Origin of the sequence: Chryseobacterium sp. NRRL B-14798 (genome assembly GCF_050470705.1) — a bacterium.
Taxonomy (GTDB): Bacteria; Bacteroidota; Bacteroidia; order Flavobacteriales; family Weeksellaceae; genus Chryseobacterium; species Chryseobacterium cupriresistens.
In genome coordinates, this window is the sequence record NZ_JBFLUL010000005.1 from 2,770,125 (window position 1) to 2,794,984 (window position 24,860).

Annotated in this window: 18 protein-coding genes; 4 read left to right on the forward strand and 14 right to left on the reverse strand. The window is 37.7% G+C overall.

Translation table 11 applies throughout. The features are described 5' to 3' along the window. Positions 1-135: 135 nt before the first annotated feature. The 14 genes from AB1278_RS12990 to AB1278_RS13055 form a co-directional block, all read right to left on the reverse strand. On the reverse strand, positions 136-1,551 hold the full coding sequence (locus tag AB1278_RS12990; protein ID WP_202842408.1) for an efflux transporter outer membrane subunit: 1,416 nt from the start codon (positions 1,549-1,551) through the stop codon (positions 136-138). Between the two features lie 91 nt (positions 1,552-1,642). Then, on the reverse strand, positions 1,643-4,789 hold the full coding sequence (locus AB1278_RS12995) for an efflux RND transporter permease subunit (protein WP_062670038.1): 3,147 nt from the start codon (positions 4,787-4,789) through the stop codon (positions 1,643-1,645). Then, positions 4,789-5,976, reverse strand: a complete 1,188-nt coding sequence (locus tag AB1278_RS13000; RefSeq protein WP_202842413.1) for an efflux RND transporter periplasmic adaptor subunit — start codon at positions 5,974-5,976, stop codon at positions 4,789-4,791. The genes AB1278_RS12995 and AB1278_RS13000 overlap by 1 nt, the downstream gene beginning before the upstream one ends. 1 nt (position 5,977) lies before the next feature. Next, entirely contained in the window at positions 5,978-6,433 is a 456-nt protein-coding gene (locus AB1278_RS13005; protein WP_034694378.1) for a hypothetical protein, read from the reverse strand. 116 nt (positions 6,434-6,549) lie between these two features. After that, positions 6,550-7,062, reverse strand: a complete 513-nt coding sequence (locus AB1278_RS13010; RefSeq protein WP_429814825.1) for an N-acetyltransferase family protein — start codon at positions 7,060-7,062, stop codon at positions 6,550-6,552. Between the two features lie 172 nt (positions 7,063-7,234). Continuing rightward, positions 7,235-7,465 carry a DUF2007 domain-containing protein gene (locus AB1278_RS13015; RefSeq protein WP_002979801.1) on the reverse strand — a complete coding sequence of 77 codons (231 nt, stop codon included), beginning with the start codon at positions 7,463-7,465 and terminating at the stop codon, positions 7,235-7,237. A 61-nt stretch (positions 7,466-7,526) separates the two neighbouring features. Then, positions 7,527-8,852, reverse strand: a complete 1,326-nt coding sequence (gene lat, locus AB1278_RS13020; RefSeq protein ID WP_202842420.1) for an L-lysine 6-transaminase — start codon at positions 8,850-8,852, stop codon at positions 7,527-7,529. A gap of 111 nt (positions 8,853-8,963) precedes the next feature. Continuing rightward, the gene (gene amaB, locus AB1278_RS13025) at positions 8,964-10,514 is read right to left on the reverse strand and encodes an L-piperidine-6-carboxylate dehydrogenase (RefSeq protein WP_120230952.1); all 1,551 of its coding nucleotides are present in this window, start codon (positions 10,512-10,514) and stop codon (positions 8,964-8,966) included. A 474-nt stretch (positions 10,515-10,988) separates the two neighbouring features. Further along, entirely contained in the window at positions 10,989-11,177 is a 189-nt protein-coding gene (locus AB1278_RS13030; protein WP_034694367.1) for a hypothetical protein, read from the reverse strand. 78 nt (positions 11,178-11,255) lie between these two features. After that, on the reverse strand, positions 11,256-12,122 hold the full coding sequence (locus AB1278_RS13035; RefSeq protein ID WP_110008771.1) for an SPFH domain-containing protein: 867 nt from the start codon (positions 12,120-12,122) through the stop codon (positions 11,256-11,258). A 432-nt stretch (positions 12,123-12,554) separates the two neighbouring features. Then, positions 12,555-15,824: a cytochrome c biogenesis protein CcsA gene (gene ccsA / locus AB1278_RS13040; RefSeq protein WP_429814828.1), complete on the reverse strand. Its 3,270-nt coding sequence runs from the start codon at positions 15,822-15,824 to the stop codon at positions 12,555-12,557. 245 nt (positions 15,825-16,069) lie between these two features. Then, complete coding sequence (locus tag AB1278_RS13045; RefSeq protein ID WP_202842430.1) at positions 16,070-17,206, reverse strand: tetratricopeptide repeat protein; 1,137 nt, start codon at positions 17,204-17,206, stop codon at positions 16,070-16,072. Between the two features lie 137 nt (positions 17,207-17,343). Further along, complete coding sequence (locus tag AB1278_RS13050) at positions 17,344-17,925, reverse strand: Crp/Fnr family transcriptional regulator (RefSeq protein ID WP_202842432.1); 582 nt, start codon at positions 17,923-17,925, stop codon at positions 17,344-17,346. Positions 17,926-18,286: 361 nt separating this feature from the next. Continuing rightward, entirely contained in the window at positions 18,287-18,922 is a 636-nt protein-coding gene (locus tag AB1278_RS13055; RefSeq protein WP_202842434.1) for a cysteine hydrolase family protein, read from the reverse strand. Between the two features lie 362 nt (positions 18,923-19,284). Here AB1278_RS13055 and AB1278_RS13060 point away from each other — a divergent pair, with 362 nt between their 5' ends. From AB1278_RS13060 to AB1278_RS13075, 4 genes are all read left to right on the forward strand, one after another. After that, positions 19,285-21,864, forward strand: a complete 2,580-nt coding sequence (locus tag AB1278_RS13060; RefSeq protein WP_429814831.1) for a DNA translocase FtsK 4TM domain-containing protein — start codon at positions 19,285-19,287, stop codon at positions 21,862-21,864. A gap of 83 nt (positions 21,865-21,947) precedes the next feature. Beyond that, complete coding sequence (locus AB1278_RS13065; protein WP_110008766.1) at positions 21,948-22,409, forward strand: hypothetical protein; 462 nt, start codon at positions 21,948-21,950, stop codon at positions 22,407-22,409. 143 nt (positions 22,410-22,552) lie between these two features. Beyond that, entirely contained in the window at positions 22,553-23,200 is a 648-nt protein-coding gene (locus AB1278_RS13070; protein WP_202842440.1) for a LolA family protein, read from the forward strand. A 110-nt stretch (positions 23,201-23,310) separates the two neighbouring features. After that, positions 23,311-24,768 carry an LptF/LptG family permease gene (locus tag AB1278_RS13075; RefSeq protein WP_137904035.1) on the forward strand — a complete coding sequence of 486 codons (1,458 nt, stop codon included), beginning with the start codon at positions 23,311-23,313 and terminating at the stop codon, positions 24,766-24,768. The last annotated feature ends 92 nt before the right edge of the window (positions 24,769-24,860 follow it).

The window sequence follows — 24,860 nt, forward strand, 5'->3', positions numbered from 1 at the left end:
ATAATTCCGGCCGTTTTTATGTCTTTAAACATCATCATCTGTTTTGTAATATAATATAACTTGTGATCTTTGTCAAAAAAAAAACGTATGCCATTGCTGACATACGTTTTTATGATATTACATTGCAGAATACGGTTATTTCCAGCCTCCGCCCAAAGCCTGATAAAGCTCTACGGCAGCTTTCATTTTGCTGTATCTTGCATTGGAAATGTTAAGCTCTGCATTCAATGAATTCACACTTGCATTCAGCACTTCAAGATAGTTGGCCATCCCATAGTTCACCAGTTCCTGGGAATAATCTACTGATTTTTTGTAGGCATCAAGTTCTTTTTGTTTCAATTCAATAAATGAATCCTGAACAGAGAAAACCCTGATGGCATCCGAAACTTCTTTTCCAGCAGTCAAAACTGTTTTTCTGAAGTTAAGGTAAGCCGTTTCCTGATTGGCAAGACTTACGTCATAGTTGGTCTGGATCTGTCTTTTATTTAAAATCGGCTGAGCCAGTCCTGCCACTACATTTGCAAATAAAGAGTTTACACTGAATAAGTGGTCAATATCCACAGACTGCAATCCGCCGCTTCCTGTCAGTTTTAAAGTAGGATAAAACTGAGCTTTGGCAGCATTCGTCAGTTGGAAAGCATTCATTAAGTTAAACTCTGCTCTCATCACATCCGGACGGTTGGCCAGAAGCTGAGTCGGGTAACCCAGTTTTAAATCAATCGGAAGTTTTTGCCCTTCCAATGTAGATCTTTCAATAGAATGAGAAGGCTCTCCCATCAAAAGGCTCATTGTATTTTCAAGCAGCTGGATCTGTGTATCAATATCAATCAGTAATGATTTGGCATTGAAAACAAGCGCTTCGCTTTGCTGAACTGCTACTTCAGTAAGAGAACCGGAAGCTTTTAAAGCTTTTGTGGCTTCAAGATTTTTCTCCCTTACAGCAATTGTTTCCGTGATAATTCTTTTCTGGGCATCAAAAGTCAGCAACTGATAATACGCAGAAGCAATGGAAGACACCAAGCTGCTTTTAACGGCTTTATGAGCGGCAACAGTTCCTAAATAAGTCGCAAGCTGGGCTTTTTCCTGTGCTTTCAATTTGCCCCAGATATCAGCTTCCCATCCGATACTTGCCGTAATGTCGAACTGGTTTACATAACGTCTTTCTCCGATGATCTGTCCAAACTGGGTATTGATAGACTGGGTCTGAAATGTATAATTGGGTCCGATAGAAAGCGTCGGCTGATACGCTGCCTTACTCTGTTTAAGATAGGCTTCCGCAGAATTAATACTTTCTAAAGCAATTCTGATATCAAGATTGTTTTCCAGTGCCTTGGAAATATGCCCCTGCAATATCGGATCAGTGAATATTTCTTTCCATGAAATATCTGCAATATTCGTACTGTCCGAAGGAAGCATGTCTGTACGAAAAAGCTTTTCGTCTACAACATTTTTCGGTCTTTCATATTCTTTTCTTGCCATACAGGATGAGATGGCTCCGAGTATGAAAACTGAAAAAGTGATTCCTTTTATGATGTTTAATAAACTCTTCATTATTTTTAATTAGAAGTTAGAGTTTAGAAGTTAGAAGTTAGTTTTTAGACTTATCTCTAATTGCTAACTTCTAATTTCTTAAATCTTAATTTTATTCTGCTAAATTGATATCTTCTTTTTTGATAGGTTTAATTTTTTCCTGCAGTGTTTCAAAAATCACATACAGAACCGGAATTACAAATAATCCCAAAACAGTTCCTATCAATAGTCCGATTGCCGCTCCCGTAGCGATAGATCTGTTACCTACTGCTCCGATTCCACTTGCCAGTACCAACGGCAATAAACCGAAAATAAAGGCGAATGATGTCATCAGAATAGGTCTTACCCTGGCTTTCGCAGCATTAATAGCTGACATCACAATCGTTTCTCCATGATGCCTTCTCTGAACAGCAAATTCGACAATAAGGATTGCATTTTTCGCCAGTAATCCCACGAGCATGATAAGGGCAATCTGGAAGTAAATATTATTTTCAAGTCCCATGATCTTCTGGCCGAAATAAGCTCCCATTACCCCAAGAGGAAGAGAAATAATAACAATCAGCGGAAGAATATAACTTTCATACTGGGCAGAAAGGATAAAGTAAACAAAGATCAAACTCAGTCCGAAAATCAGAAGTGTCTGAGATCCTGAATTTAATTCTTCTCTCGTTAACCCGGTAAATTCTACGGCATAGTTTTGATTGAGGGTTTCATCTGCCACCTGCTGCACCGCAGCAATCGCATCCCCGGAACTGTATCCGTCAGAGTTGGCTCCCGTCACCTTCACTGAAGTAAAGAGGTTGTAACGGCTTACGGATTGTGGTCCGTATGCTTTTGTCAATGTTACAAACTGTGAAATCGGAGTCATGATCCCTGATCCTGTTCTCACATAAAGCTGATTCAGGTTTTCAATATTCTTTCTGTTTTCAGGAAGAGCCTGAACCATCACTCTGAACTGCTTTCCATACTTGGTAAAGTCTGCCGTATAAATACCTCCGATATACCCCTGCATCGTAGCCAGAATTTCATTAACAGAAACGCCAAGCTGTTTGCTCAGGGGAACATTAATTTCCATCTGATACTGAGGATATTTGGTATTGAATGAAGTCTGTGCAAACTGAATTTCCGGTCTCTGCATCAGCTTACCGATGAATTCATTGGTTTTAGCATCCAGATCAGCATATTCTCCACCTGATTTATCAAGCAATACCATTTCAAAACCTGCACTGTTACCAAATCCCGGTACACTTGGCGGTTGAAAGAATACTACTTTAGCATCAGGAACAGATCCTACAATTCCAAATAATTTTTTGGTGATATCTTCAGAAGTCTGTCCGTCTTTTTTTCTTTCTTCGAATGGTTTCAGCTTAACAAAGGCAAGACCGTTGTTACTTCCGTTTCCGGACAAGAACCCTCTACCTGTTGAAATCGTTACATTCTGCACACCAGGCACTTTCAATGCTTTAGCCTGAAGAGTTTTCAATGCGTTGTAAGTTCTTTCCATAGAAGCTCCCGGAGGAAGCTGAACATCGGTAAAGATAATCCCTCTGTCTTCTGTAGGTACAAACCCTTTCTTCATGCTGCTGCTTGCCCAGAACAGAATACCTCCGGTAACAGCGAAAATAATCAGGGTTACCCATTTATGTCTCAACAGGAATACAAATCCTCTTCCATAACGTTCAGTAGTTGTTTTAAAAGCAATATTAAACTTATAGAAAAACTTCTGTAACAGGTTCAGATTTTTATATTCTGCATGATGCGCTTCGTGAGGTTTTAAGAATAATGAACATAAAACCGGGCTCAGGGTTAATGCATTAATCGCAGAAATGATGATGGCTATAATCAACGTAATACCAAACTGCTGGTAGAATACCCCTGTAGGCCCCGTAATGAACGTTACCGGGATAAATACTGCTGCCATTACCAAAGTAATAGAGATAATAGCTCCTGTAATCTCATCCATCGCCTCTACAGTTGCTTTTTTAGCATCAGAAATACCATGCTCCATCTTGGCATGAACGGCCTCGACGACGACGATGGCATCATCCACTACAATACCAATGGCCAGTACTAATGCAAATAGGGTCAAGAGGTTCAATGAATATCCGAAGAGATTCAGGAAGAAGAATGCCCCCACAATAGATACCGGAACCGCGATAGCCGGGATCAGCGTAGATCTGAAGTCCTGAAGGAAAATATATACTACGATAAATACCAGAATGAAGGCTTCAATCAGGGTATGGACTACCTTTTCAATAGAAGCTTCCAGGAATTCGTTGGTATCGAAGTTGAAAGTATACTTGATTCCCTGCGGGAAAGTTCCCTCAGCAGATTTCAGATAGGCCTTGATATTTTTAATAATCTCCTGTGCGTTGGATCCCGGAGTCTGGAAGATCCCCATACTGATGGAAGGATTGTTTCCGTTCTCCCCGATTCCTGTGTAAGACTGTCCTGCAAGTTCCACTTTAGCAACGTCTTTCAGCATCAGGTTTTGTCCGTTTGCAAGAGATTTGATGATGATATTATCGTATTGTTCTTTATCGTTGAATTTCCCTACGTATTTGATGATATATTCAAAAGAGCTACCGCTGTTCTGCCCGATAGAACCTGCCGCCGCTTCTCTACTCTGCTCATTGATGGCATTGGTAACATCAGTAGGCGTTACACTGTAGGCAGCCATTTTTGCAGGATCAAGCCAGATTCTCATCGAGTAGTTTTTACCCCCGAAAACGTTTGCATCTCCAACACCATTTACCCTTTTCAGGTTAGGAATAATATTGATATTCAAAAAGTTCTGAAGGTATACGTCATCCAGGTCTTTATTTTCAGAGTAGAAAGACATATACATCAGGGCACTGGTCTGCTGCTTCTGGGTTACTACCCCTGAACGCGTTACTTCGGCAGGTAACAGCGGCGTAGCTCTCGCTACACGGTTCTGTACGTTTACCGCTGCAATATCCGGATCTATTCCCTGTTTGAAGAAGACCTGGATCTGGGCAGAACCGTCATTTCCGGCACTGGAAGTGATATAATCCATACCTTCCACCCCATTGATCTGTTCTTCCAAAGGTACTACTACACTTTTCATTACCGTCTCGGCATTGGCTCCCGTATAGTTTGCGGAAACACTTACCGTGGGCGGTGCAATATCCGGATACTGTGTAACCGGTAACGAGATCAGTCCCAGCACACCGAGAATCACAATCAGGATTGAGATTACGGTGGATAAAACCGGTCTGTTAATAAAGTTTTTTATCATTAGAATTTCGGTTTTATTGATTGAACAAGACTATCCATTTTAATTGGCTGCGGTTTCACGGCTGTTCCCGGTTTCAGACCTCCGATACCAGCTGCAATAACTCTTTCACCTTTATTAACTCCGGATTTGATAAGAGCCATATTGTCGATTCTGTCGATAACATTCACAACAACGTTTCTGGCAGTATCTCCTTTTTCTACTTTGTAAACGTAAACAATACCCTGCTGCTCATAAGTAGCACTTTCAGGTACTACAAGTACATTGTCATAATGCTGAGGGAACCTGATCGTTCCACTGTTCCCATTACTTAATAATTTCTGGGCATTCGAGAAAGCAACTCTGAACTGAATGGTTCCGGTTGTAGGATCAATCTGGCCGGTAATGGCTTCAATTCTCCCTTTTTCAGGATAAAGACTTCCGTTGGCTAACTGAAGTTCAACCATAGGTAAGTTTTTGATTTTCTCAGGCATAGAAGCTCCCGGAGATTTTTCAAGGAAATCAAAATATTCTTTTTCATTCATGGCAAAGTAAGCATAGATCTCAGAGGTATCAGAAATCGTTGTCAGAGGAGTCTGATCAGACGGCCCTACCAAACTTCCTACTTTCAATGGCAGTCTTCCGATTACCCCTGAAATAGGAGCACGGATAATAGAATATTCGATGTTGGCTTCTACTCCTTTATAGTTGGCTTCTGCCTGTCTTTTAGCAGCATTGGCCTGCTGAAGCTGTGCCTGTGCCTGTGACAGCTGAGCCTGAGCGGTCTGTAACTGTACGTTACTGATGATATTTTTCTGAACCAGTGGTTTAAGTTTGTTGACTTCAACCTGAGCTGCATTTACAGAAGCCTGCGCTGCGGCAACGCTTGATGCTGCAGCACCGATTCCTGCTTTGGAAGCAGCTGCATTTTCGGTCAGGATATTGGTTTCCAGACGAAACAATGGCTGTCCTTTTGTAACATATTGTCCTTCATCTACCAATACCTGGGTAATATATCCCTGTATTTTTGCACGTACATCATTGTTTACTCTACCCTGGATGGTAGCCGGAAACGTCTGATAACCCACTATATTTTTTGACTCCACTGAGATAACAGGATATGGCTTGGCACCATCCTGTTTCGGAGCTTCTTTTTTGCAGGCAGTCAGTGAAAGCGCTGCAATGGAAAGTATAACTAGCTTATTATTCATTTTATAGTTTATTAAGAGATTCCTGAATATTTTCTATGTTTTTATTTAAGAGTGCTTTGTAAACTTCTATTCTTTCGTTGTATCCATCGTCTTTACTTTTTTTAAAATTGTTTAAATCATCTAATAGTCTTAGTTCGTCCTGCATTTTCTGGACAATTTTCTCGAATCGTATTTTTTTGTATTCATCATTGATGAAAAAATACCGTTTCCGTTCATCCATTTTGTTATGGTCTACGATAAGCTGAGCATTCAGTAGTAATGAAATACTGGTGGAAACAGAACTTTTGCTCGCGGAGAGCACTTCAACGAACTCGTCAAAAGTAATTCCTACTTTCTCATAGTCAAAAAGAAGGTAGGAATAAATTTTTGATGCTAAAGGAGGTAAGCTGAACACAGTACCATAAAATTTTACGGCATCCTGAAAAATTTTTTCATCAATTTCTATACTTTGGTGCATAATATAAAAATTTGAACAAAAGTAGAAATTAGTTCAGAACCAAACGAACAAACCCGATAGAGTTTATAAATACTGGACGTTTTAAAAATTCAATGAAAGTTGATTTAACTTTTTGCCTAAATTATAATCTTCTCAAAAGCTTTCCTCATCCCGTCTCTTAAAAGAACCTCTCCACAATAGGAATACCCTCTGCCTTCAAGAATTTTTAGCATGGCAATATTATCATGGTTGGTATCTACTTTAATACTCTGAATCCCATGGGATTTGGTAAACTCTTCAATCTGATCAAAAAGCTTCTTTACCATTCCCTGTCCGGCAAATTTTTCATCTACGGCCACTCTGTGAACCACAACAAATTCACCATCACTTAGCCATGCTCCTTCAATGGTACTGTACGCCGGTTCATCATTCAAAATCAGGGCTGCATATACTGCAATTTCTCCGTCTACGGTCAATACATGCCCGAATCCTTTCGCAATATCACTTTCTACCGTTCCTAGATTAGGGTATCCGTTCTGCCATTGGGTGCTTCCGTCCTGTCTTCTTCTTTCAATGGATTGCTGGATGATTTTCCAAATAATGTTTCTGTCTTCAATTTCCGCTTGTCTTAGTTTAATCTCTGGATTCATGTTATAAAATTTGATTAAAAGATTGAATGATTTAAGAATTTAAAATCAGAATTGCTGCTTTCCGTTCAATCTTTGAAATATTTATTTTTTGATGGGTTGCAATTAAAAAACCGAAAATTAATTAAAATTAATTTTCGGTTCGAAGTAGTAAAATTTAAAATTATGAAATTGTTTATTGATTTTCACTTTGTTGAAGGTAAGCATCAATAATTTCAAATGCTTTGGATTCATCTTCCAGATCTACCATTACCTTCAGCGAAGTGGCTGTTGGCGTTGTAGTAAATGTAAGATAGTTATTTTCAACCGTGTTTGTAATCTGTGCGTCATCCAATTTAGATTTAACCAACTGAATTTCTGAAGGGTTATCACTTTCATAAACTGATACTCTCGTACTTCTTTCCATATTCTAATTGTTTGAGTATCTAAATATACAATGTTTTTTTTAAAATTACAAATTCCGGATTTTAAATTTTATTAATATTGTTTTCAATTTTGTCTAAAGCAAGCTGGATTTCTTCTTTAGTAACATTCAAATGAGGTCTGAAACGAAGAGACTGATCCCCGCAAGGAAGAATAATCAATCCGTCATTGAAAAGCTCATTCATCAGGTGGTTTCTCTGTTCTGCAGTTGGCAGATCGATCGCACACATAAGCCCTCTTCCTCTTGCATTTGAAATTTTCTCAGGATATTTTTCTGCCAGAGCTTTTAAGCTTTCCAGTAAGAAATCTCCCACTACTCTTGCATTTTCTACAAGATTTTCTTTTTCGATCACCTCCATTACCAGCTGGAAACGAAGCATATCAATAAAGTTTCCTCCGAATGTTGAGTTGATTCTTGAACTTTCCCTGAAAACATTGTTTGGAACCTGATCAAATTTTTCCTTATTAGCCAGCACACCACAAACCTGAGCTTTTTTCCCGAAAGAAATAATGTCCGGTTTTGCTGTAAAATGCTGGAATGCCCACATTTTCCCTGTAATGGCAATTCCCGTCTGAACTTCATCAAAAATAAGTAAGATTTCGTTATCATCACAGATTCTTCTTAATCCCAGCAGGAATTCGTCTCTGAAATGATTGTCACCGCCTTCAGCCTGAATAGGTTCGATGATGATACACGCCACTTTATCGGGGTTCATCAAAATAGCCTCTTCAATCTGAAGTAAAGCAAGGTTTTCGTTTTTGATAGTTTCTTCAAGGTTTTCTTCTGTAATCGGGAACTTTAATTTGGGATTTAAAATTCTCGGCCAGTTGAACATCGGGAAATATTGGTATTTTCTCGGATCAGCAGTGTTTGTTAAACTTAAAGTATAACCACTTCTTCCGTGGAAAGCCTGTTTGAAATGAATACAGATTCCTGCTTCAGTGTCTAATCCTTTTGCAAAGTTTTTGCGGGTTTTCCAGTCGAAGCATGCTTTCATTGCATTTTCAACGCCCATCGTTCCGCCTTCGATAAAGAAAGCATATTGTAATTCTTCAGGGATAACCACTCTTTCGAATACTTCAAGGAAGTGAGCGTACTCTTCTGAGTAAACATCCGCAAGAGTAGGTTTATTAACAGCCATTCTTCCTAACCATTCTGATCTTTCAACAAGATAAGGGTGGTTGTATCCGATGGATGCAGATGCAAACATAGAGAACATATCCAGGTATTCTCTGTCTGTCAGTTTATCATAAAGCCATGATCCGTGTGACTTTTCAATATCCATCACAAAATCGAAACCGTCTGCCAACACATGTTTTCCTACTGTTTCTTTTACTTTATTTGCTTTTATATCTAATGTGTGTTCCATAATAAATTGTAGTGTGATTTAATAAATGAACGATTAAATGATCCAAAAATGAAGCCTTTAATCATTCAGGTTATTAAGTTTTATGTTTTTTGAGTGCTTTAAGTAAAGCTTTTATAAATCAAATTTAATTCCCTGTGCTAAAGGAAGTTGTGCGGTGTAATTGATAGTATTGGTTTGTCTTCTCATATAATACTTCCAGGCATCAGATCCTGACTCTCTTCCACCACCGGTTTCTTTTTCACCACCGAAAGCTCCACCAATTTCAGCACCGGATGTTCCGATATTGACGTTGGCAATTCCACAGTCTGAACCAGCGTGAGAAAGGAACAATTCTGCCTCTCTTAGATTCTGGGTCATGATTGCAGAAGACAATCCCTGAGGAACATCATTCTGAATAGCGATCGCTTCTTCTAATGTTTTGTATTTGATCAGATATAGGATTGGTGCAAAAGTTTCGTGCTGAACAATTTCATAAGAGTTTTTCACTTCAGCCACACAAGGTTTCACATAGCATCCGGATTCGTAATCTTTACCAGATAAAACTCCGCCTTCAACAACGAATTTTCCACCTTCTTTTTTACATTTTTTGATGGCTTCTTCGTATTGGTTTACAGCATCAGTATCAATAAGCGGTCCTACATGGTTTTTCTCATCCAATGGATTTCCGATTTTCAACTGGCCATAAGCTTTTGCCAATCTTGTTTTCACTTCATCATACACACTTTCGTGGATAATCAGTCTTCTTGTCGAAGTACATCTCTGGCCTGCAGTTCCTACAGCTCCGAAAACAGCTCCGATAATTGACATATCAATATCAGCTTCTTTTGTAATAATGATTGCATTGTTTCCACCCAATTCAAGGATAGACTTCCCGAATCTTTCAGCTACTTTAGAAGAAACCATTCTTCCAACTCTTGTAGATCCAGTGAAAGATACCAGCGCTACTCTTTTATCATCTACCAGTTTCTGCCCGATTTCGTGGTCAGATACCAATACACTTGAAATTCCTTCAGGAAGATTATTTTCCTTCAAAACTTCCATCATGATATTCTGGCATGCAATAGCACAAAGTGGTGTTTTCTCAGATGGCTTCCAAATGGTAACGTTACCACAGATCCATGCTAATGCAGTGTTCCAGGACCATACGGCTACCGGGAAGTTGAATGCAGTGATGATTCCCACTACTCCAAGCGGATGATACTGTTCGTACATTCTGTGTCCCGGTCTTTCAGAGTGCATGGTGTATCCCTGAAGCTGTCTTGAAAGACCTACTGCGAAATCGCAGATATCAATCATTTCCTGAACTTCTCCAAGACCTTCCTGTAATGATTTACCCATTTCATAAGAAACAAGTTTACCCAGGTCGTCTTTATATTCTCTTAATTTTAAGCCCAGCTGTCTTACCATCTCTCCTCTTTTGGGAGCCGGAATCAGCCTGAATTCCTGAAATGCCTTTTGAGCAGTTTCAATTACTTTGTCATAATCACTTTCTCCGGAAGTTTTTACTTTAGCAATCAACTTTCCGTCCACAGGAGAAATGCTTTCTATCACCTTTCCTGATGCGAAATATTTTCCGCCCACTGAAGTCCCTTTGTTCTCTTCTTTAATCCCAAGATTTCTGAGTGTTTTTTCGATTCCGAAATCTTTTACTTTTTTTGACATAAAATCTTACTTTTCGTTCTCTCTAAAGATAAAAATATTATGTGAACCTCAAAACTTTAATTTTTAATAGGCTTTTTATTTGGACTAATTATAAACATGCTTATCTTTGTAAAGTAATCATTTTGATAATCACCAATGGAAAATTCACAGGAAAATAACTCAAAGCTTAAAAAGTGGTTCAAGCGTGTGGGATGGGCAGGATTAGCTTTCTTTACCATTAAAGGCTTGATTTGGCTCGTCATATTCTACGTTGGAGCAGATAGTCTTCAAAGTTGTATACAATAAAAAAGCAGAGAAAATTTCTCTGCTTTCTTTTTTGGTATAAGGTTAACTGAATTGTTATTTCTTTATTGAAAAGCTAAAAAAGAAGCTCTTTTTTATATTTTCTGTAATTTTAAAAAAGGGGGATATCATGATTTTTTGTGGGTATACCTCCCCAAAATATTATCATTCCTTCTCTATTCTTTCCTTTATTTACTCTTTTTTCTTTCTCCCCGCGTTAACAAGACTCTGATGCAGCAGGTATTCTATCTGTCCGTTTACACTTCTGAATTCATCATTGGCCCACTTTTCAAGGAGTTTATAAGTAGACTCGTCTATTCTTATCACAAAGGATTTTTTGCCTTTGCTTTCTGAAGAGTTCTGAGCTTTTTCTGATTTCATTTTTTTAATTCTCTAACATTATTTACAGTTGCTGTCAGTATAGAAACTGTCTGTACCAAAAGCCCACTGTTAAATTTCTTAATTGTAAAGTGTTCCTGCATTTAGGATAGGTGTTGCCGCTTTTTCACCGCAAAGAACCACCATTAAATTGCTTACCATCGCCGCTTTTCTTTCATCATCCAGTTCAACGATATTATCTTCAGAAAGCTTTTTCAGGGCAAGGTCTACCATTCCTACCGCTCCTTCCACAATCTTGGTTCTTGCAGCCACAATCGCAGTAGCCTGCTGTCTCTGAAGCATTGCTCCCGCAATTTCTGAAGCATAAGCCAGATGGGTAATTCTCGCTTCCTGGATAATGATTCCTGCCGGTGCCAGTCTCTCTAATAATTCCTGTTCAAGAATTTTGTTGACCTGATCCCCACCGTCCCTTAAGGTAATGTTAGCATGTTCATCTTCAAGGTTATCATAAGGAAAGCTTACCGCAAGGTGTCTTACTGCGGCCTCACTCTGCATTCTTACATAATCCGTGTATCGTTCTACTTCATAAGCTGCCTTGTAAGTATCTCCTACTTTCCATACAATTACGGCTGCGATTTCAATAGGATTCCCCATCTTGTCATTTACTTTTAAAGTCTGCCCCTGAAGGTTTTCGGAACGAAGACTTATTTTCTGTGATGAATAAAGCGGGTTGATAAAGAAAAGTCCGTTTTCTTTTACCGTTCCAACATACTTTCCAAAAAAGTTAAGTACTCTTGAGTGGTTAGGCTGAATAATCATTAATCCTTTTAAGAAAAAGCATGATATCAGAAAGCACAGCATAGCGAGCGCAACAAAAGTTATATTCTGGTCTACTCCGGTAATAAAAAAGTAGACAGCTGCAATAAACAAAGCCAGGCAAATAACCAATGTAAGATAGCCGGACATAGGTTTTAAGATTTTTTCCATGATTGAATTTTATTTTGATATTATTTTGATATCATAAAGATAGTAATGAATTTTGAATTGTGAATGATAAATTTTGATTTTTTTGAGGTGCGAGGTTTGGGCTTCGGGGTTCGAGGTACGAGGTGCGGGTCACGGGGCTCGGGGCTCGGGATATAGGATTTGGGTATTTTTAACTAACACAAAGTTCGCGAGGTTCATTTATCATGATGTATTTTATTTTAGTTCGCAAAGCCACTTCGTTTAGCAAAAACCCTTATTTTCTTTGCTGAGTGAAACGCCTTTGCGAACGATATTTTATCATCATCAAAAATCATTGCGAACCTAGCGTTAAAAAAACACAAGCTCTTGACTCACCCCAAAACCAGCAACAATCAGGAATAAAAAAAATCCCGGAAAGTGAATTCCGGGATTTTAAATTATAGGTTCAGTATTTTATTTCTTTGTTAAAGTTTTAAACTTCCAATAAGAAACAGCTGATAAGATGATCATTGTTGAGATTCCGATGTATACCCAGGCTGGTACCGGTACCGGATCTCCCGCTGCGTATGAGTGAAGTCCGCTTAGATAATAGTTTACTCCGAAGTATGTCATTACCATTGAGCAGAACGCAAACATTGTTGCTACGTGGAATGCCCATCTGCTTCTCAATCCAGGTACTAATCGCATGTGCAGTACAAATGCATACACCATAATGGAAATGAAAGCCCATGTTTCTTTCGGGTCCCAGCTCCAGTATCTTCCCCATGATTCGTTGGCCCAGATTCCTCCTAAGAAGTTTCCTACTGTTAAAGCAAACAATCCGATGGTTAATGACATTTCAGAAACGATTACCAATTCTTTCAATGTCGTATCGTGGTGAATTTTATACGTTTCTTTATTGGAAATAATATAGAATACCAATGAAATTACAGCAATAATCATGGAGAGCGCGAAGAATCCATAACTTGATGTAATAATAGCTACGTGAACAATTAACCAGTAAGATTTCAGTACAGGAACAAGCGGTGTAATCTGCGGATCAAGTGCTGAGCCTCCGTGGGCAAATCCCATCATGATAACTGCCACCATGAATCCGGCTGCAGGAATCAATGCATTGGCATTTCTGTACAGGATCAAACCTGCCGTAATACCTACCCAGGAGATAAAGATAATTGCTTCGTATCCGTTACTCCAAGGAGCATGACCTGAGATATACCATCTTGCAACAAGTCCTAAGAAATGACACAGATATCCAATTAAACCAATTGCAATGATTACTTTAATTGCTTTATTTAATACTTTATTTGATTTGAATAATTCAACAAATCCCAAGATCAGAAGAAGACCACCGATAAGCGTGTAGAAGATCAATAATTTGAAGTTAATATCTACTTTATTCATAAATACTTCAAGATCTACTTTGGATTTAGCAGGAACAACTGCTTTACCCCATTTCTGCTGATAGTCTGAAAGCTTTTTCAATTCTGCATCTGCTTTGCTCCAGTCACCGGTTTTTTGTGCGGTAAGCGCTTCTGCAAAATAAGGTCCCATTACCTGCTGAGATTCCATATCCGGTTCGAATTTCTGATCCAGCCATGAATGCCATGTGTGATTGGCATCATTTTTCACAGGAACAATTCTCATAAACTGACCGCTGAAGAACTCATTGAAGATCTGTACTCTTTCGTTTACAGCAATTACTTCTTTATCGTAGTTTGTTTGCTCAGCCGGTTTCTTACGGAATGCGGTGTTGTAATCATGCTCAAGAATATAAGTAAGATTACCGTTTGCATCTGCCGGGAAAAGGTTCATCAGAGAAGTATAACCATCTTCATCTGCTTTTGTTTTATTCTTCAGCTCGTCCCCTCCTTTAGTTCCTACTTTAATAATCGGAACCATTGTCCAGCTCGGAGTATCTGTATTGATAGAAAGGAACCATTGGTTGGCTGTAAGAGATTTTCCGTCTGTTCCTTTAAATTCGTCTTTCTTGTATAATTTTCTTAAAATATCGATTGCTTCTGTATTGATAGGAACAATTCTTCCTTCAAAGTTCTGAACCAAAAGATATCCGAATTTATCAGCGTGTTCTTTACTGATTTTGTTTCTTGCAATGATCTCGTCCGGAGAAATAGTTCTCATTTTTCCCATTGGAGTTGCCAGAGAGTTCTGCTTTGGAGCAGCGCCATCAAGCGGCTGGGCAGACGGTGCCGGAGCATGGGAATGATTGTCTCCTTCAACATGAATATGTTCTCTGCTTCCGTCGGTAGTTCCGTGAGTTTCGATTTTTTGTGCATGTAAACCTAAACTTAAGAACAATAAAAGGATACCTGCTGCTTTCTTTTTATTCACGTCAGCCAGCATTTTATTTAATTTCCAGAAATGAGTTCCTTTCCAGAAGAAAATGACAAACATTCCAAGGAATAAAAGTCCGTATCCGATGTAAGAAATCAAAGTTCCCCAGTAATCGTGGTTTACAGAAAGAACGGTTCCCATTCTGTCCGGATCAAAACTCGACTGGAAGAAACGGTATCCTTTATGGTTAAGAACGTGGTTCATATAGATTTTATAAGGAGTTTCTTTACCTTCGTCAATGATTTTTACGTGGCTTTCATAAGCACTTGGAGATGAACTTCCCGGATATGTTTCCATCACGAAATCATCCAGTTTCAATGCGAAAGGCGTGTTGTATACTTTAGGTCCGAAACCTACCATGATGTTTAAACCGTCCATAGTAACCTGCTTGTAAGCATTCGGGTTTCCTTTTTCAACCGAAAGGTCTACAATTTGTTTTGTTTTTGGTCCCTGAAGCTCAATCTGAAGCATATCAGGAACATTAGCATCTTTCTTTCTGTCGCCTTCAATAGCCATAAGTCTTCCTTTTTTAAGACCTTCAGGTACTACCAGCTTCAGCTCGTTGATGGTATATAAACTTCTTAATGCCAAAGGCTGAAACGCATCTTTCACTGTAGTTCCTGTTGCTTGTGTAGCCATGGTCATATAGCTGGCATCTACAGGAGTTTTGATGAATAATTTTCCGCCTTCATTTTTAAATTCAACAGCACCTTCAATCGCTCTGTTGAATGTCACCAAAGTACCGTTGATGGATTTTGTTTCTCCCGGTTTGATGTAAATATTCTGTCTTCCAGTATTTCCGGTAGAAACCAGATGAAGATACTCAGCACCATTTGGCTCAGCTACAAGGCTGTCTTTTTTTCTTTGGATGTATTCCTTGGCAAACACTTTCACTTCTTTTCCGTGGAAGTCATAAGTTGCTTTGAAATCTTTGTGTAACGGAGACATCAGATAAGGAACATCCTGATAATTCAGTACATCACCCTTTTCTTCGATCTGAATTTTAAAGAAATTTTTATCGGTTACGATTTCGTTGGACGTTTCACCTTCTCTGATGTGCATTGTTCCTTCAAAACTGATGTATCTGGTGATGGCACCACCGATAAAAATAAAAACAAAGGCAAGGTGGAAAACAAGAACCGGCCACTTATCTTTTTTCCACAGTCTGTATCTTCCGATATTTCCTATGAAATTGAGAATCAGTAAGACCATGATCAGTTCGAACCATTTAGCCTCATAAATTAATGCTTTTGCTGTAGGAGTTCCGTAGTCGTTTTCTAAGAACGTTGCATAAGCCATCGCGAATGCGTACACCAGCAACAATACAGCCATTGTCCTGGTTGAGATAAGAATATCTTGGAGCTTCTTCATGATTTATTGTACTTGACATGCAAAAATAAGCATGATAAACCACAAAGAGCTTAAAAAAAGCTGTTTTTTATCACTTTGGCCTTGGTTTTGCTTATTTTGAAACGTTCTTAATAAGCCCCAGAAACATTAAGAAAAATTCAATTTTTAAAAATGTAAATATCTGGATTTATATTGCCTATCCGACTGATTGAGAAACTCTATAACCAATTCCATATTCTCAACATAATCAACTCATATAAAACATTTTACGTATCCAAAGTATGATTCACCTCCATTTTTAATTTCAGCTTATTGATTAAAGTATCAATTCCGGTGAATGATCCATCCATTTTCTTAGCTTTTAAAAACAAATCCATTGCTTCCTGATACTCCATTTTTTTCATATGGTAAATTCCTAAATTTTTATAGGCATCAGCATTTTGCGAATCAAGCTTTAATGAATCTTCAATATCTTTACGTCCTTCTTCACAAAGGTTTAATTTAATTTTTGCCAGTCCGCGGTTATTATAGGAATATGAAAACTTTTTATCCACTGAAATAGCTTTGTTTAATAAAGGGATAGACTCTTCGTATTTTTCGAGGAGAATTAGTGTATACCCTTTATTATTTAAAGCAAATTTGTTGTCCGGATTTATTTTTAAGGCTTTATCATAATATTCAAGAGATTCTTCCAACGATCCTGTTTCAGTAAAGGTCAATGCAAAATTCGTCCAGTCATCCGTAGTCATGGAAGAATTATTTTCTTTGAATGTAATGGCTGTCTCTTTTGCTTTTTCAAAGTTCTTAGCATTAATATGAGATACTATTGCCATCCTGTAGATATCAAGATCTTTTGATTCCTGCAGTAAACTGTCAAAGATTGATGCCGCTTCACAATACTTCTTTTCGTTAAATTTATAGATTCCTTCTGTATATTCTTTAGGCAGTTTTTTCTGACGGATAAGATTGACAATAGCTTTTCCATCGTTAAATATTAATCTTCCATCACTCATATAAATAGGTTTGTGGCTCGGAAAAATATTGATCAAAAAATCAATTGCTGAAGAAACCATTAAGATGATGAAAAACAAAGTAAGAAATTGAGTATTTGAAATGATTAAATAAGAGAGTAAAGCCAGTAATAATGATGCAGCCGGCCCTCCAAATACATATAAAATATGCTTATTGACAGAAAATCTTTTTTCTTCACTTTCACAGAGTCCTCTTCCCCATTTAAGGGGATTTTTAAAAATATAAAAAGAAAAATCTTTGAAATTGATGAGAAAACTGTTATCCTTATCTCCGTAAGAACCCATAAAGACATGTACTTTCTTTCTTGTCACCAGCCAGGCGGTAACGGCATGCCCCATTTCATGAAAAAAGACTGTTAAAGGTCTGATCAATATTAAAAAGATGAAAATAAAAATTCCGGGGACACCAAAAAATTCCATTAAAAAGTCTTCAATCGGTTATTAATTATCATTCTTTATCCTAATCGGATACAAATCCTGATATGATAAAGAAAACTGTTGCAATATACTTATTTTTCCAATGACATTTTCCTCCTGATTTTGCTTAAAAACTCATGGGTAATTCCCAGATAGGATGCTACCTGCTGCTGGGTAATCCGTTGTTCCAATCCAGGATACTTTTCAAGGAATTCAAGATATCGTTTGTCTGCTGTTTTGCCCGTTAAGGAAAGAATTCTTCTCTGCAACGCTACCGAAGATTTCTGGTTCATGATTCTGAAAAGCTTTTCTATCTGCGGCATTGTTTTATACAGATTTTCTTTATCTTTTCTAGAAATCATCAAAACTTCACTGTCTTCAAGGGCTTCAATATTGAGAATACTGGGAACGGTATTGATGAGGCTGTCAATATCAGTAATCCACCAGCCTTCAACCGCAAAATATAAGGTTTGCTCCAATCCGTTTTCATTGAGATAATAGATTTTAAAACACCCGTTCAGAACAAATCCTTCAAAGAAACAATAATCTCCTTCTTTGAGCACCACTTCTTTCTTTTTAAATGTTTTGCGTTCAAAAGGCTTTGCAAACTTTTGAAAATCCTCTTCTGGAAGATTGATATATTGACTGATATTTTTAAAAAGTAAATCGGACATCGGATTATTTAAGCAAAATAAAGGTATCAAAATTATTGGCACCTTTATCAAATTAAGTTATGTTAAGCTGTTTTTATATTAAGCAAATGATCTTTTTAAATAAGTTTATTAGAAATCTTCGGTATTTGCTAAATAAAAAATATTAGAAAACGCAATGGCGCCAAGATTTTTTTGAAATATCAGCAGTTTTTAAGGCGCAAGGATTTTATCTATGATAAAATTTATTAGATTCATTTTGCTGGAAATCTTCGATTTCCTTGCGTCTTAAATTAAACAATACGTATGATAAAACTTTGCACCTTTGCGTTTACCCAACAAAAATTGAAGTTCATTGTACACGTTCCCTATCTAAAAAACAGCCTTATTTTAAAAGTTCATCAGTATTTATTACACGGGCATAAAGATTTCCAAGAGCAGAAATCCCGGCCAAAAAGGATCTTTGAACTTCTTCAGCCTTTATCACTTCCCCATTCAGTTCACGGTTTCTGGTTGCTGTAGCATCTCCGATAATGGTATTGGTAAACCCGAAATCAAAAGCAGCTCTGGTTGTAGATTCCACACAGACATCTGTCATCATTCCTGTAATCACCAGATTTTTAATTTTCTTTGACTGAAGATAACCTAGAAGATCCGTCTCTCTGAAGCTGTTGGGAAAATGCTTAACGATAACTTTTTCATCTTCCCTCGGTAAAACCAGATGATTGATTTTAGTGCCCTCTGTACCCGGAAGGAAAAACGTTGCACCATCATTGGTAGAAATATGCTGAATGTGAATGACAGGAAGATGATTGTTCCTGAAATATTCTAAAATTCTTCTGGTGTTTTCAGCGGCCTGTACGCTTTTTTCCAGTGTCATTTTTCCGCCCGGGAAATAATCGTTTTGTACGTCGATAATTAATAGCGCCGTGTGTTCCGTTTTTTGTTGTTGTGCGTTCATTGTAATCATTGAAATTAATATCAGACAAGAGGTCAGAATAGTTTTAAATTTATTTTTCATGAGTAAAATTGTATTGGCCAAAATTACAGAGGCTTCACCTCCTGACCTTTGAACTAGTTCAAAAAACACTGTTGCTATCTAAAAACTTTAATATTGTTAATTTTTTTCATCTCTGTCCGATTAAATCAAAAATTTTATTACCTTTTTAAAGAAAAACAACTCATAAACAGTTAATATAATTTAACGGTATCAGATTTGGATAAGCCAAAAAAATAACCTTATTTTATTCTGTCATAAGAGAAAATATTCTTAAAGTAAAAATTTTAAATACCCTTTATAAAAGCGGGATTACCAAAATGTTTTTTGGATAAAAAAGATTTATTTAGTGTTGAATAAAACATTAAATTTGCGACATTGATATTATGGATAAAAAGACACAAAAAAAACCGACTGAATCGCCTGAGAAAGGCAGAATCTTATCTAAGCCACGTATTTTTTTTGGGCTTACTTTTATACTTTTATCGGCTGTTCTTGCACTCTCATTCGTCTCTTATCTGATGAACTGGAAAGCAGATCAAAGCCAGGCCGGAACCATGCTGGACAAAAGCATAAAATCTTCCAATATCTTTGGCAAGGTAGGTGACTGGCTTGGAAATATTTTCATTTTTGAAAGTATTGGTATTGCTTCATTTATCATTGCATTTTTATTCCTTGTAGTGGGGACTCTGATCCTTAAGAAGAAAATCTTCAAACCGTGGAAAACGATCGGCCACTCTTTATTTTTCATCTGCTGGCTTCCTATTTTTATGGGGGCACTTACGAAAGGCCAGGGTGTTTTAGGCGGTGTTTATGGATATCAGATCATGGACTATCTTAACTCTATCATCGGAGCAGTAGGTCTGTGGACGGTATTAGCTGCAAGCATTCTTCTCTATTTTATTCTTGAATTCAATCTTCGTCCAAGTTCTATCAAAGCGAAACTGGATAAAATCAATGAAAATACGATTGGAAAAGTAAAATCTATGATGCCGGACTCCAATGATGATTTCGAAGCTGATGAGGAATTGAAAGAGGAAGCAGAGGAAGCGGAAGAAGAGACGCTTTCCAGAGTTACGGTGAGTGATGTTGCCAACAAGCCCGTTACAACTCCTGTCAATACAATGAAAGAACCAGAACCTGTAAGTGCTCCGAAAGGATTTCCTGAGGTTCCGGTTTCCAACGAAATAGAAACCATTTCCACACCCAACCATACTTCTTTTGAAGCAGAACCAAGAGATGTTTCTCAACAGGTAAGCTTAAACCTTTCTACCAAGCCCATTGTTCCGGTTTCAAGCCCCGAAGAAGCATTTGATATCAGACCTTCTGCTCCGTCTCCGGCAGTAACCACTGCTCCGGCACAGGAAAATATTAAATTCAATGTAGAAGTGGCACAGGTGGTTGATGTTTTGGATGATTCTGATAAAAAGTCTCAGGAACTGGTAGAAAAGCATGGTTTATATGACCACAAGCTAGATCTGGCCAACTTCCAGATGCCACCTGTAGATTTGCTGAAAGATTACGGTAATGAAGAAATTTCTATCAATAAGGAAGAATTAGAAGAAAATAAAAACAAGATTGTCGGACTTCTTAAGAATTTCAATGTTGGAATCGCAGAGATTAAAGCAACAATCGGTCCTACAGTTACGCTGTATGAAATTGTTCCTGAAGCAGGAATCAGAGTAGCAGCGATTAAAAAACTGCAGGATGATATTGCGCTGAACCTTTCCGCATTAGGAATCAGAATTATAGCGCCAATGCCAGGAAAGGGAACAATCGGTATTGAAGTGCCAAGAAAGAATCCTACCATGGTTTCTATGCGTTCTGTTATCGCTTCCCAGAAATTCCAGAATACGGATATGGATCTTCCGGTAGTTTTCGGAAAGACCATTTCCAACGAAATCTTTATGGCTGACCTTTCAAAAATGCCTCACTTATTGATGGCAGGAGCAACAGGTCAGGGTAAGTCTGTTGGTATTAATGCTATCCTTACTTCCCTTCTTTATAAAAAACATCCGAGCGAACTGAAATTCGTCATGGTAGACCCTAAAAAAGTGGAACTTTCATTATATTCTAAAATTGAAAGACACTATCTGGCAAAACTACCGGATGCAGAAGAAGCCATCATCACAGACACAAATAAAGTAATCAATACACTGAACTCTCTTTGTATTGAAATGGATACCCGATATGATCTTCTGAAAAATGCTTTTTGTAAAAACTTAAAAGAGTATAATAAAAAGTTTACGGAAAGAAAATTAAATCCTGAAAACGGGCATCGTTATTTACCGTATATCGTATTGGTAGTAGATGAGTTTGCAGATTTGATCATGACGGCAGGAAAAGAGGTTGAATTACCGATTGCCAGACTTGCACAGCTTGCAAGAGCCGTAGGAATCCACCTTATTGTAGCTACACAGAGACCTTCCGTTAATGTTATTACAGGTATGATCAAGGCTAACTTCCCTGCAAGAGCTGCCTTCAGGGTAATTTCCAGTGTTGACTCCAGAACCATCCTTGATTCTCCGGGAGCAGATCAGCTGATTGGTAAAGGAGATATGCTTTATTTCAACGGAAACGAGATCCTGAGACTTCAGTGTGCTTTCGTGGATACTCCGGAAGTGGAAAGACTGGCAGAGTTTATCGGAGAACAGAAAGGGTATTCTTCAGCATTATTACTTCCTGAATACGTATCTGAAGATTCATCAAGTACAGTAGGTGCTTTTGACCCGAACGAAAAAGATGCTTTATTTGAAGAAGCCGCAAGAATAATCGTTTCTACCCAGCAGGGATCTACTTCAATGCTTCAGAGACAATTGAAACTGGGCTATAACAGAGCCGGAAGAATTATGGATCAGCTGGAAGCAAGTGGTATTGTGGGAGGATTCAATGGTGCTAAAGCAAGAGAGGTTCTGATCAGTGATCTTCATTCTCTGGAACAGTTTCTTGAAGATTTAAGAAACTAATTATAAAAAATCATCAATACAAAGATTAATCCCGGATACTCCTGATTGGAGACCGGGATATAAGAATCACTAAAACTATTACCATGAAAATTACATTAAAACAAACTATTGCATTGAGTCTTCTGGCATGTACATTAACATTATCTTCATGCGCCTTAAGAACTGTTCCCAGTGATTATGCTTCTGTGAAACTGGACGTTATTGATAATAACACGCTGGGAAATGGCAAAGTACTTATTTATAACGGCGCCGGAATTCTCCATAAAATGGATAACACGGCAAGATTGAATATCGGACTTGATGGCAAATCATTAGGACAAATCAGACCGAAAGAATATGTTATTGTTGATTTAGAGAAAGGAAAACATGAGTTTACGGTTCTTCATATAGATATGGTAAATATGAGAAGTAAGCATCAGGTTGAAATTGATGAAAATACTAAAGTAATTAAAATTGAACCAACCATTACTTCCAATAAGTTAACTGTGACCAATATTCTTCCTGAAAAATTTGATCAGTACATTGAAAGACCGGAAACAAGATAATCTGTAACCTATCTGCCATAAAGTATCAGGCATTAAAAGGTGGATTTTGGAACAGTTTTTGGAAGATCTGCGTAGTTAAAGGAAAAACACATCGTTTTAACCTTAAGAATTAAAGAAAATCTAACGATTATTAAATTAAGAAAATGAAAAATATTATTTCAAAAGTTATATTGGGAAGTTTTGTTGTAGGTGCAGTAGGTATGGCCAACGCTCAGAAGATTGATGCTAAAGCTAAAAAGATATTGGATGATATTACAGCCAACTACAATTCTAAAAAGAATTCTTACTTCAAATTTTCTTTTGGAAGCGGCCTTAACGGACAGGTGACCAAAACAGAACCTGGTATTTATTATGTTGCCGGAGAGAAATACAAACTGAAGATCATGGATACGGAACAGATCTTTGACGGAAATAAAATTTACAACATCAACGCCGATGATATGGAAGTTACCATTGCCAAGCCCAACGGAACCAGCACCATGTTCTCCCCTATCAACTATCTTACAACGTATAGAAACGATTATAATGTAACATACAACGGTAAGAAAATAGTGAATGGCGTGAATGCCGATTTTATTAAACTGACTCCAGTAAAAGCCAACGGAATAAAGTATGTATACCTTTTTGTCGATTCAGCGAAAAAGCAGATGGTAAAACTGGAACAGCACGGAAACAATAAAGATGTTGCAGTAATTGCTATTAAAGAATATAAAGAAAACCAGGAACTGGATCCTAATATGTTTGTTTTTGACAAAAATAAGTTTAAAAACTACATCGTTACAGAACTTTAAAAAGCTGAAAGTGAATCCGCAACTAAGTAAATTTACTTTTATCGTTAAAAAAATAAGAAAATATAAAAAGCCACAAGTAAACTTTGTGGCTTTTTGATTAATTTTGGCGCATGTTAAAAATACTAGACCGATATATCATAAAAACCTTCTTTGGACCGTTTTTCTTTATATTCAGCGTATTGTTTTTCATTTTTATTGTAAACATTATCTGGGTACAGTTGGGACAGTTTATGGGAAAAGGATTAAGCTACTGGCAAATCCTCAAACTTCTTTTTTATCTTGGGGTAAACGTCATCAGTATGGTGCTTCCGCTTACCATCCTCCTGGCCAGTATTATGTCGTTCGGTGAATTTGGAGAACGGTACGAGCTTGCAGCCATGAAAGCCGCAGGAATTCCACTGACCCGTGTAATGACTCCTCTTCTTGGAATTTCAACAGCCCTTGCTATCATGTTGTTTTTCTTTTCCAACAATATTATTCCGGATTTTCAGAAAAAAGCCAAGAATATGCTTTTTAATATTGCTCAGACCAAACCGGCCATCAACTTTACTCCGGGACAGTTTATTGATCAGATTCCCGGTTATATGGTAAAATTTGATAAAATATACGGGGAGAACGGTGAAAATATTGAAGGGGTTTTTGTTCATAAAAAAGCCAATGCTTACGAAAACCAGCAGTCTGTTGTTGCAGAAAAAGGAAAATTTGTTCCAGCGGCCAACAAGAACTTTTTAAAATTGGTACTGTATAACGGTTATGTATTTGAAGATGCCTTTGCCGGAAAAGGCGATAACGTAAGGCTGAAACAGCCGGACCAGGCTATTAAATTCGATACACTGGTTTCTCACTTTGACATCAGTGAAATCATCAATAAAGCGATCGAAAAGGAACAGATTACGGATGACTACCGTTTCCAGACCTACAACCAGCTTGACGGAACGATTACCAAAACCAAAAAAGACAATAAACAGTTCTTTGACAATATAGGTTCGGAAGTTCTTAACCAGACCAATTCTGTGATTACCTATATGGATAAAGGGAATAAACATAAAGCTGCTCCGAAAACCCAGATCAAACTGGATACGGTAAAAGGTGAAAGAAAAATGGAAATCATTTATAATTCCTACACCAGGCTGGACAACCTGAAATCAACACTGGAATCCAAAAAGAATGAATACAGTTCTAATGTAAAATACTTCAGTAAGGTAGTGATTTACCAGCAGAGAATTGTTGCCTATTCTGTGACCTGTATCATCTTCTTTTTGATTGGATCAAGTTTAGGTTCTATCATCAGAAAAGGAGGAATGGGGCTTCCGGTCATCATCGCTATCGTTATTTTCATCATCTTTTATGTCATGAATGTCGGGGTGGAAAATATGTCATGGAGCGGGAAAATGAATCCTTATCTTGCAGCATGGCTTCCCAACCTGATCCTTCTTCCCTTTGGAGTCTGGATGACGTATAAAGCACTTACAGATTCGCAACTGTTTGATGCAGAAAAATACAAAGCATTGTTCAAACCTATCACCAAAAGGTTTACCAAAAGTAAGGAACATCAGAGATACCAATAATTCTGATTTTAAAATAAAATTAAAAGCTTCGGAGAAATTCCGGAGCTTTTTTGTTGATTATTATTACAATATTTAATTGATAATGATTTTGA

Coding starts and splice junctions, on each gene's coding strand:
- AB1278_RS12995 (WP_062670038.1), bottom strand. CDS start 4,789: ATGATAAAAAACTTTATTAACAGACCGGTTTTATCCACCGTAATCTCA.
- AB1278_RS13055 (WP_202842434.1), bottom strand. CDS start 18,922: ATGAAAAATAAATTTAAAACTATTCTGACCTCTTGTCTGATATTAATT.
- AB1278_RS13070 (WP_202842440.1), top strand. CDS start 22,553: ATGAAAAATATTATTTCAAAAGTTATATTGGGAAGTTTTGTTGTAGGT.
- AB1278_RS13060 (WP_429814831.1), top strand. CDS start 19,285: ATGGATAAAAAGACACAAAAAAAACCGACTGAATCGCCTGAGAAAGGC.
- ccsA (WP_429814828.1), bottom strand. CDS start 15,824: ATGAAGAAGCTCCAAGATATTCTTATCTCAACCAGGACAATGGCTGTA.
- AB1278_RS13050 (WP_202842432.1), bottom strand. CDS start 17,925: ATGTCCGATTTACTTTTTAAAAATATCAGTCAATATATCAATCTTCCA.
- AB1278_RS13075 (WP_137904035.1), top strand. CDS start 23,311: ATGTTAAAAATACTAGACCGATATATCATAAAAACCTTCTTTGGACCG.
- AB1278_RS12990 (WP_202842408.1), bottom strand. CDS start 1,551: ATGAAGAGTTTATTAAACATCATAAAAGGAATCACTTTTTCAGTTTTC.
- AB1278_RS13015 (WP_002979801.1), bottom strand. CDS start 7,465: ATGGAAAGAAGTACGAGAGTATCAGTTTATGAAAGTGATAACCCTTCA.
- AB1278_RS13010 (WP_429814825.1), bottom strand. CDS start 7,062: ATGAATCCAGAGATTAAACTAAGACAAGCGGAAATTGAAGACAGAAAC.
- amaB (WP_120230952.1), bottom strand. CDS start 10,514: ATGTCAAAAAAAGTAAAAGATTTCGGAATCGAAAAAACACTCAGAAAT.
- AB1278_RS13000 (WP_202842413.1), bottom strand. CDS start 5,976: ATGAATAATAAGCTAGTTATACTTTCCATTGCAGCGCTTTCACTGACT.
- AB1278_RS13005 (WP_034694378.1), bottom strand. CDS start 6,433: ATGCACCAAAGTATAGAAATTGATGAAAAAATTTTTCAGGATGCCGTA.
- AB1278_RS13030 (WP_034694367.1), bottom strand. CDS start 11,177: ATGAAATCAGAAAAAGCTCAGAACTCTTCAGAAAGCAAAGGCAAAAAA.
- lat (WP_202842420.1), bottom strand. CDS start 8,852: ATGGAACACACATTAGATATAAAAGCAAATAAAGTAAAAGAAACAGTA.
- AB1278_RS13035 (WP_110008771.1), bottom strand. CDS start 12,122: ATGGAAAAAATCTTAAAACCTATGTCCGGCTATCTTACATTGGTTATT.
- AB1278_RS13065 (WP_110008766.1), top strand. CDS start 21,948: ATGAAAATTACATTAAAACAAACTATTGCATTGAGTCTTCTGGCATGT.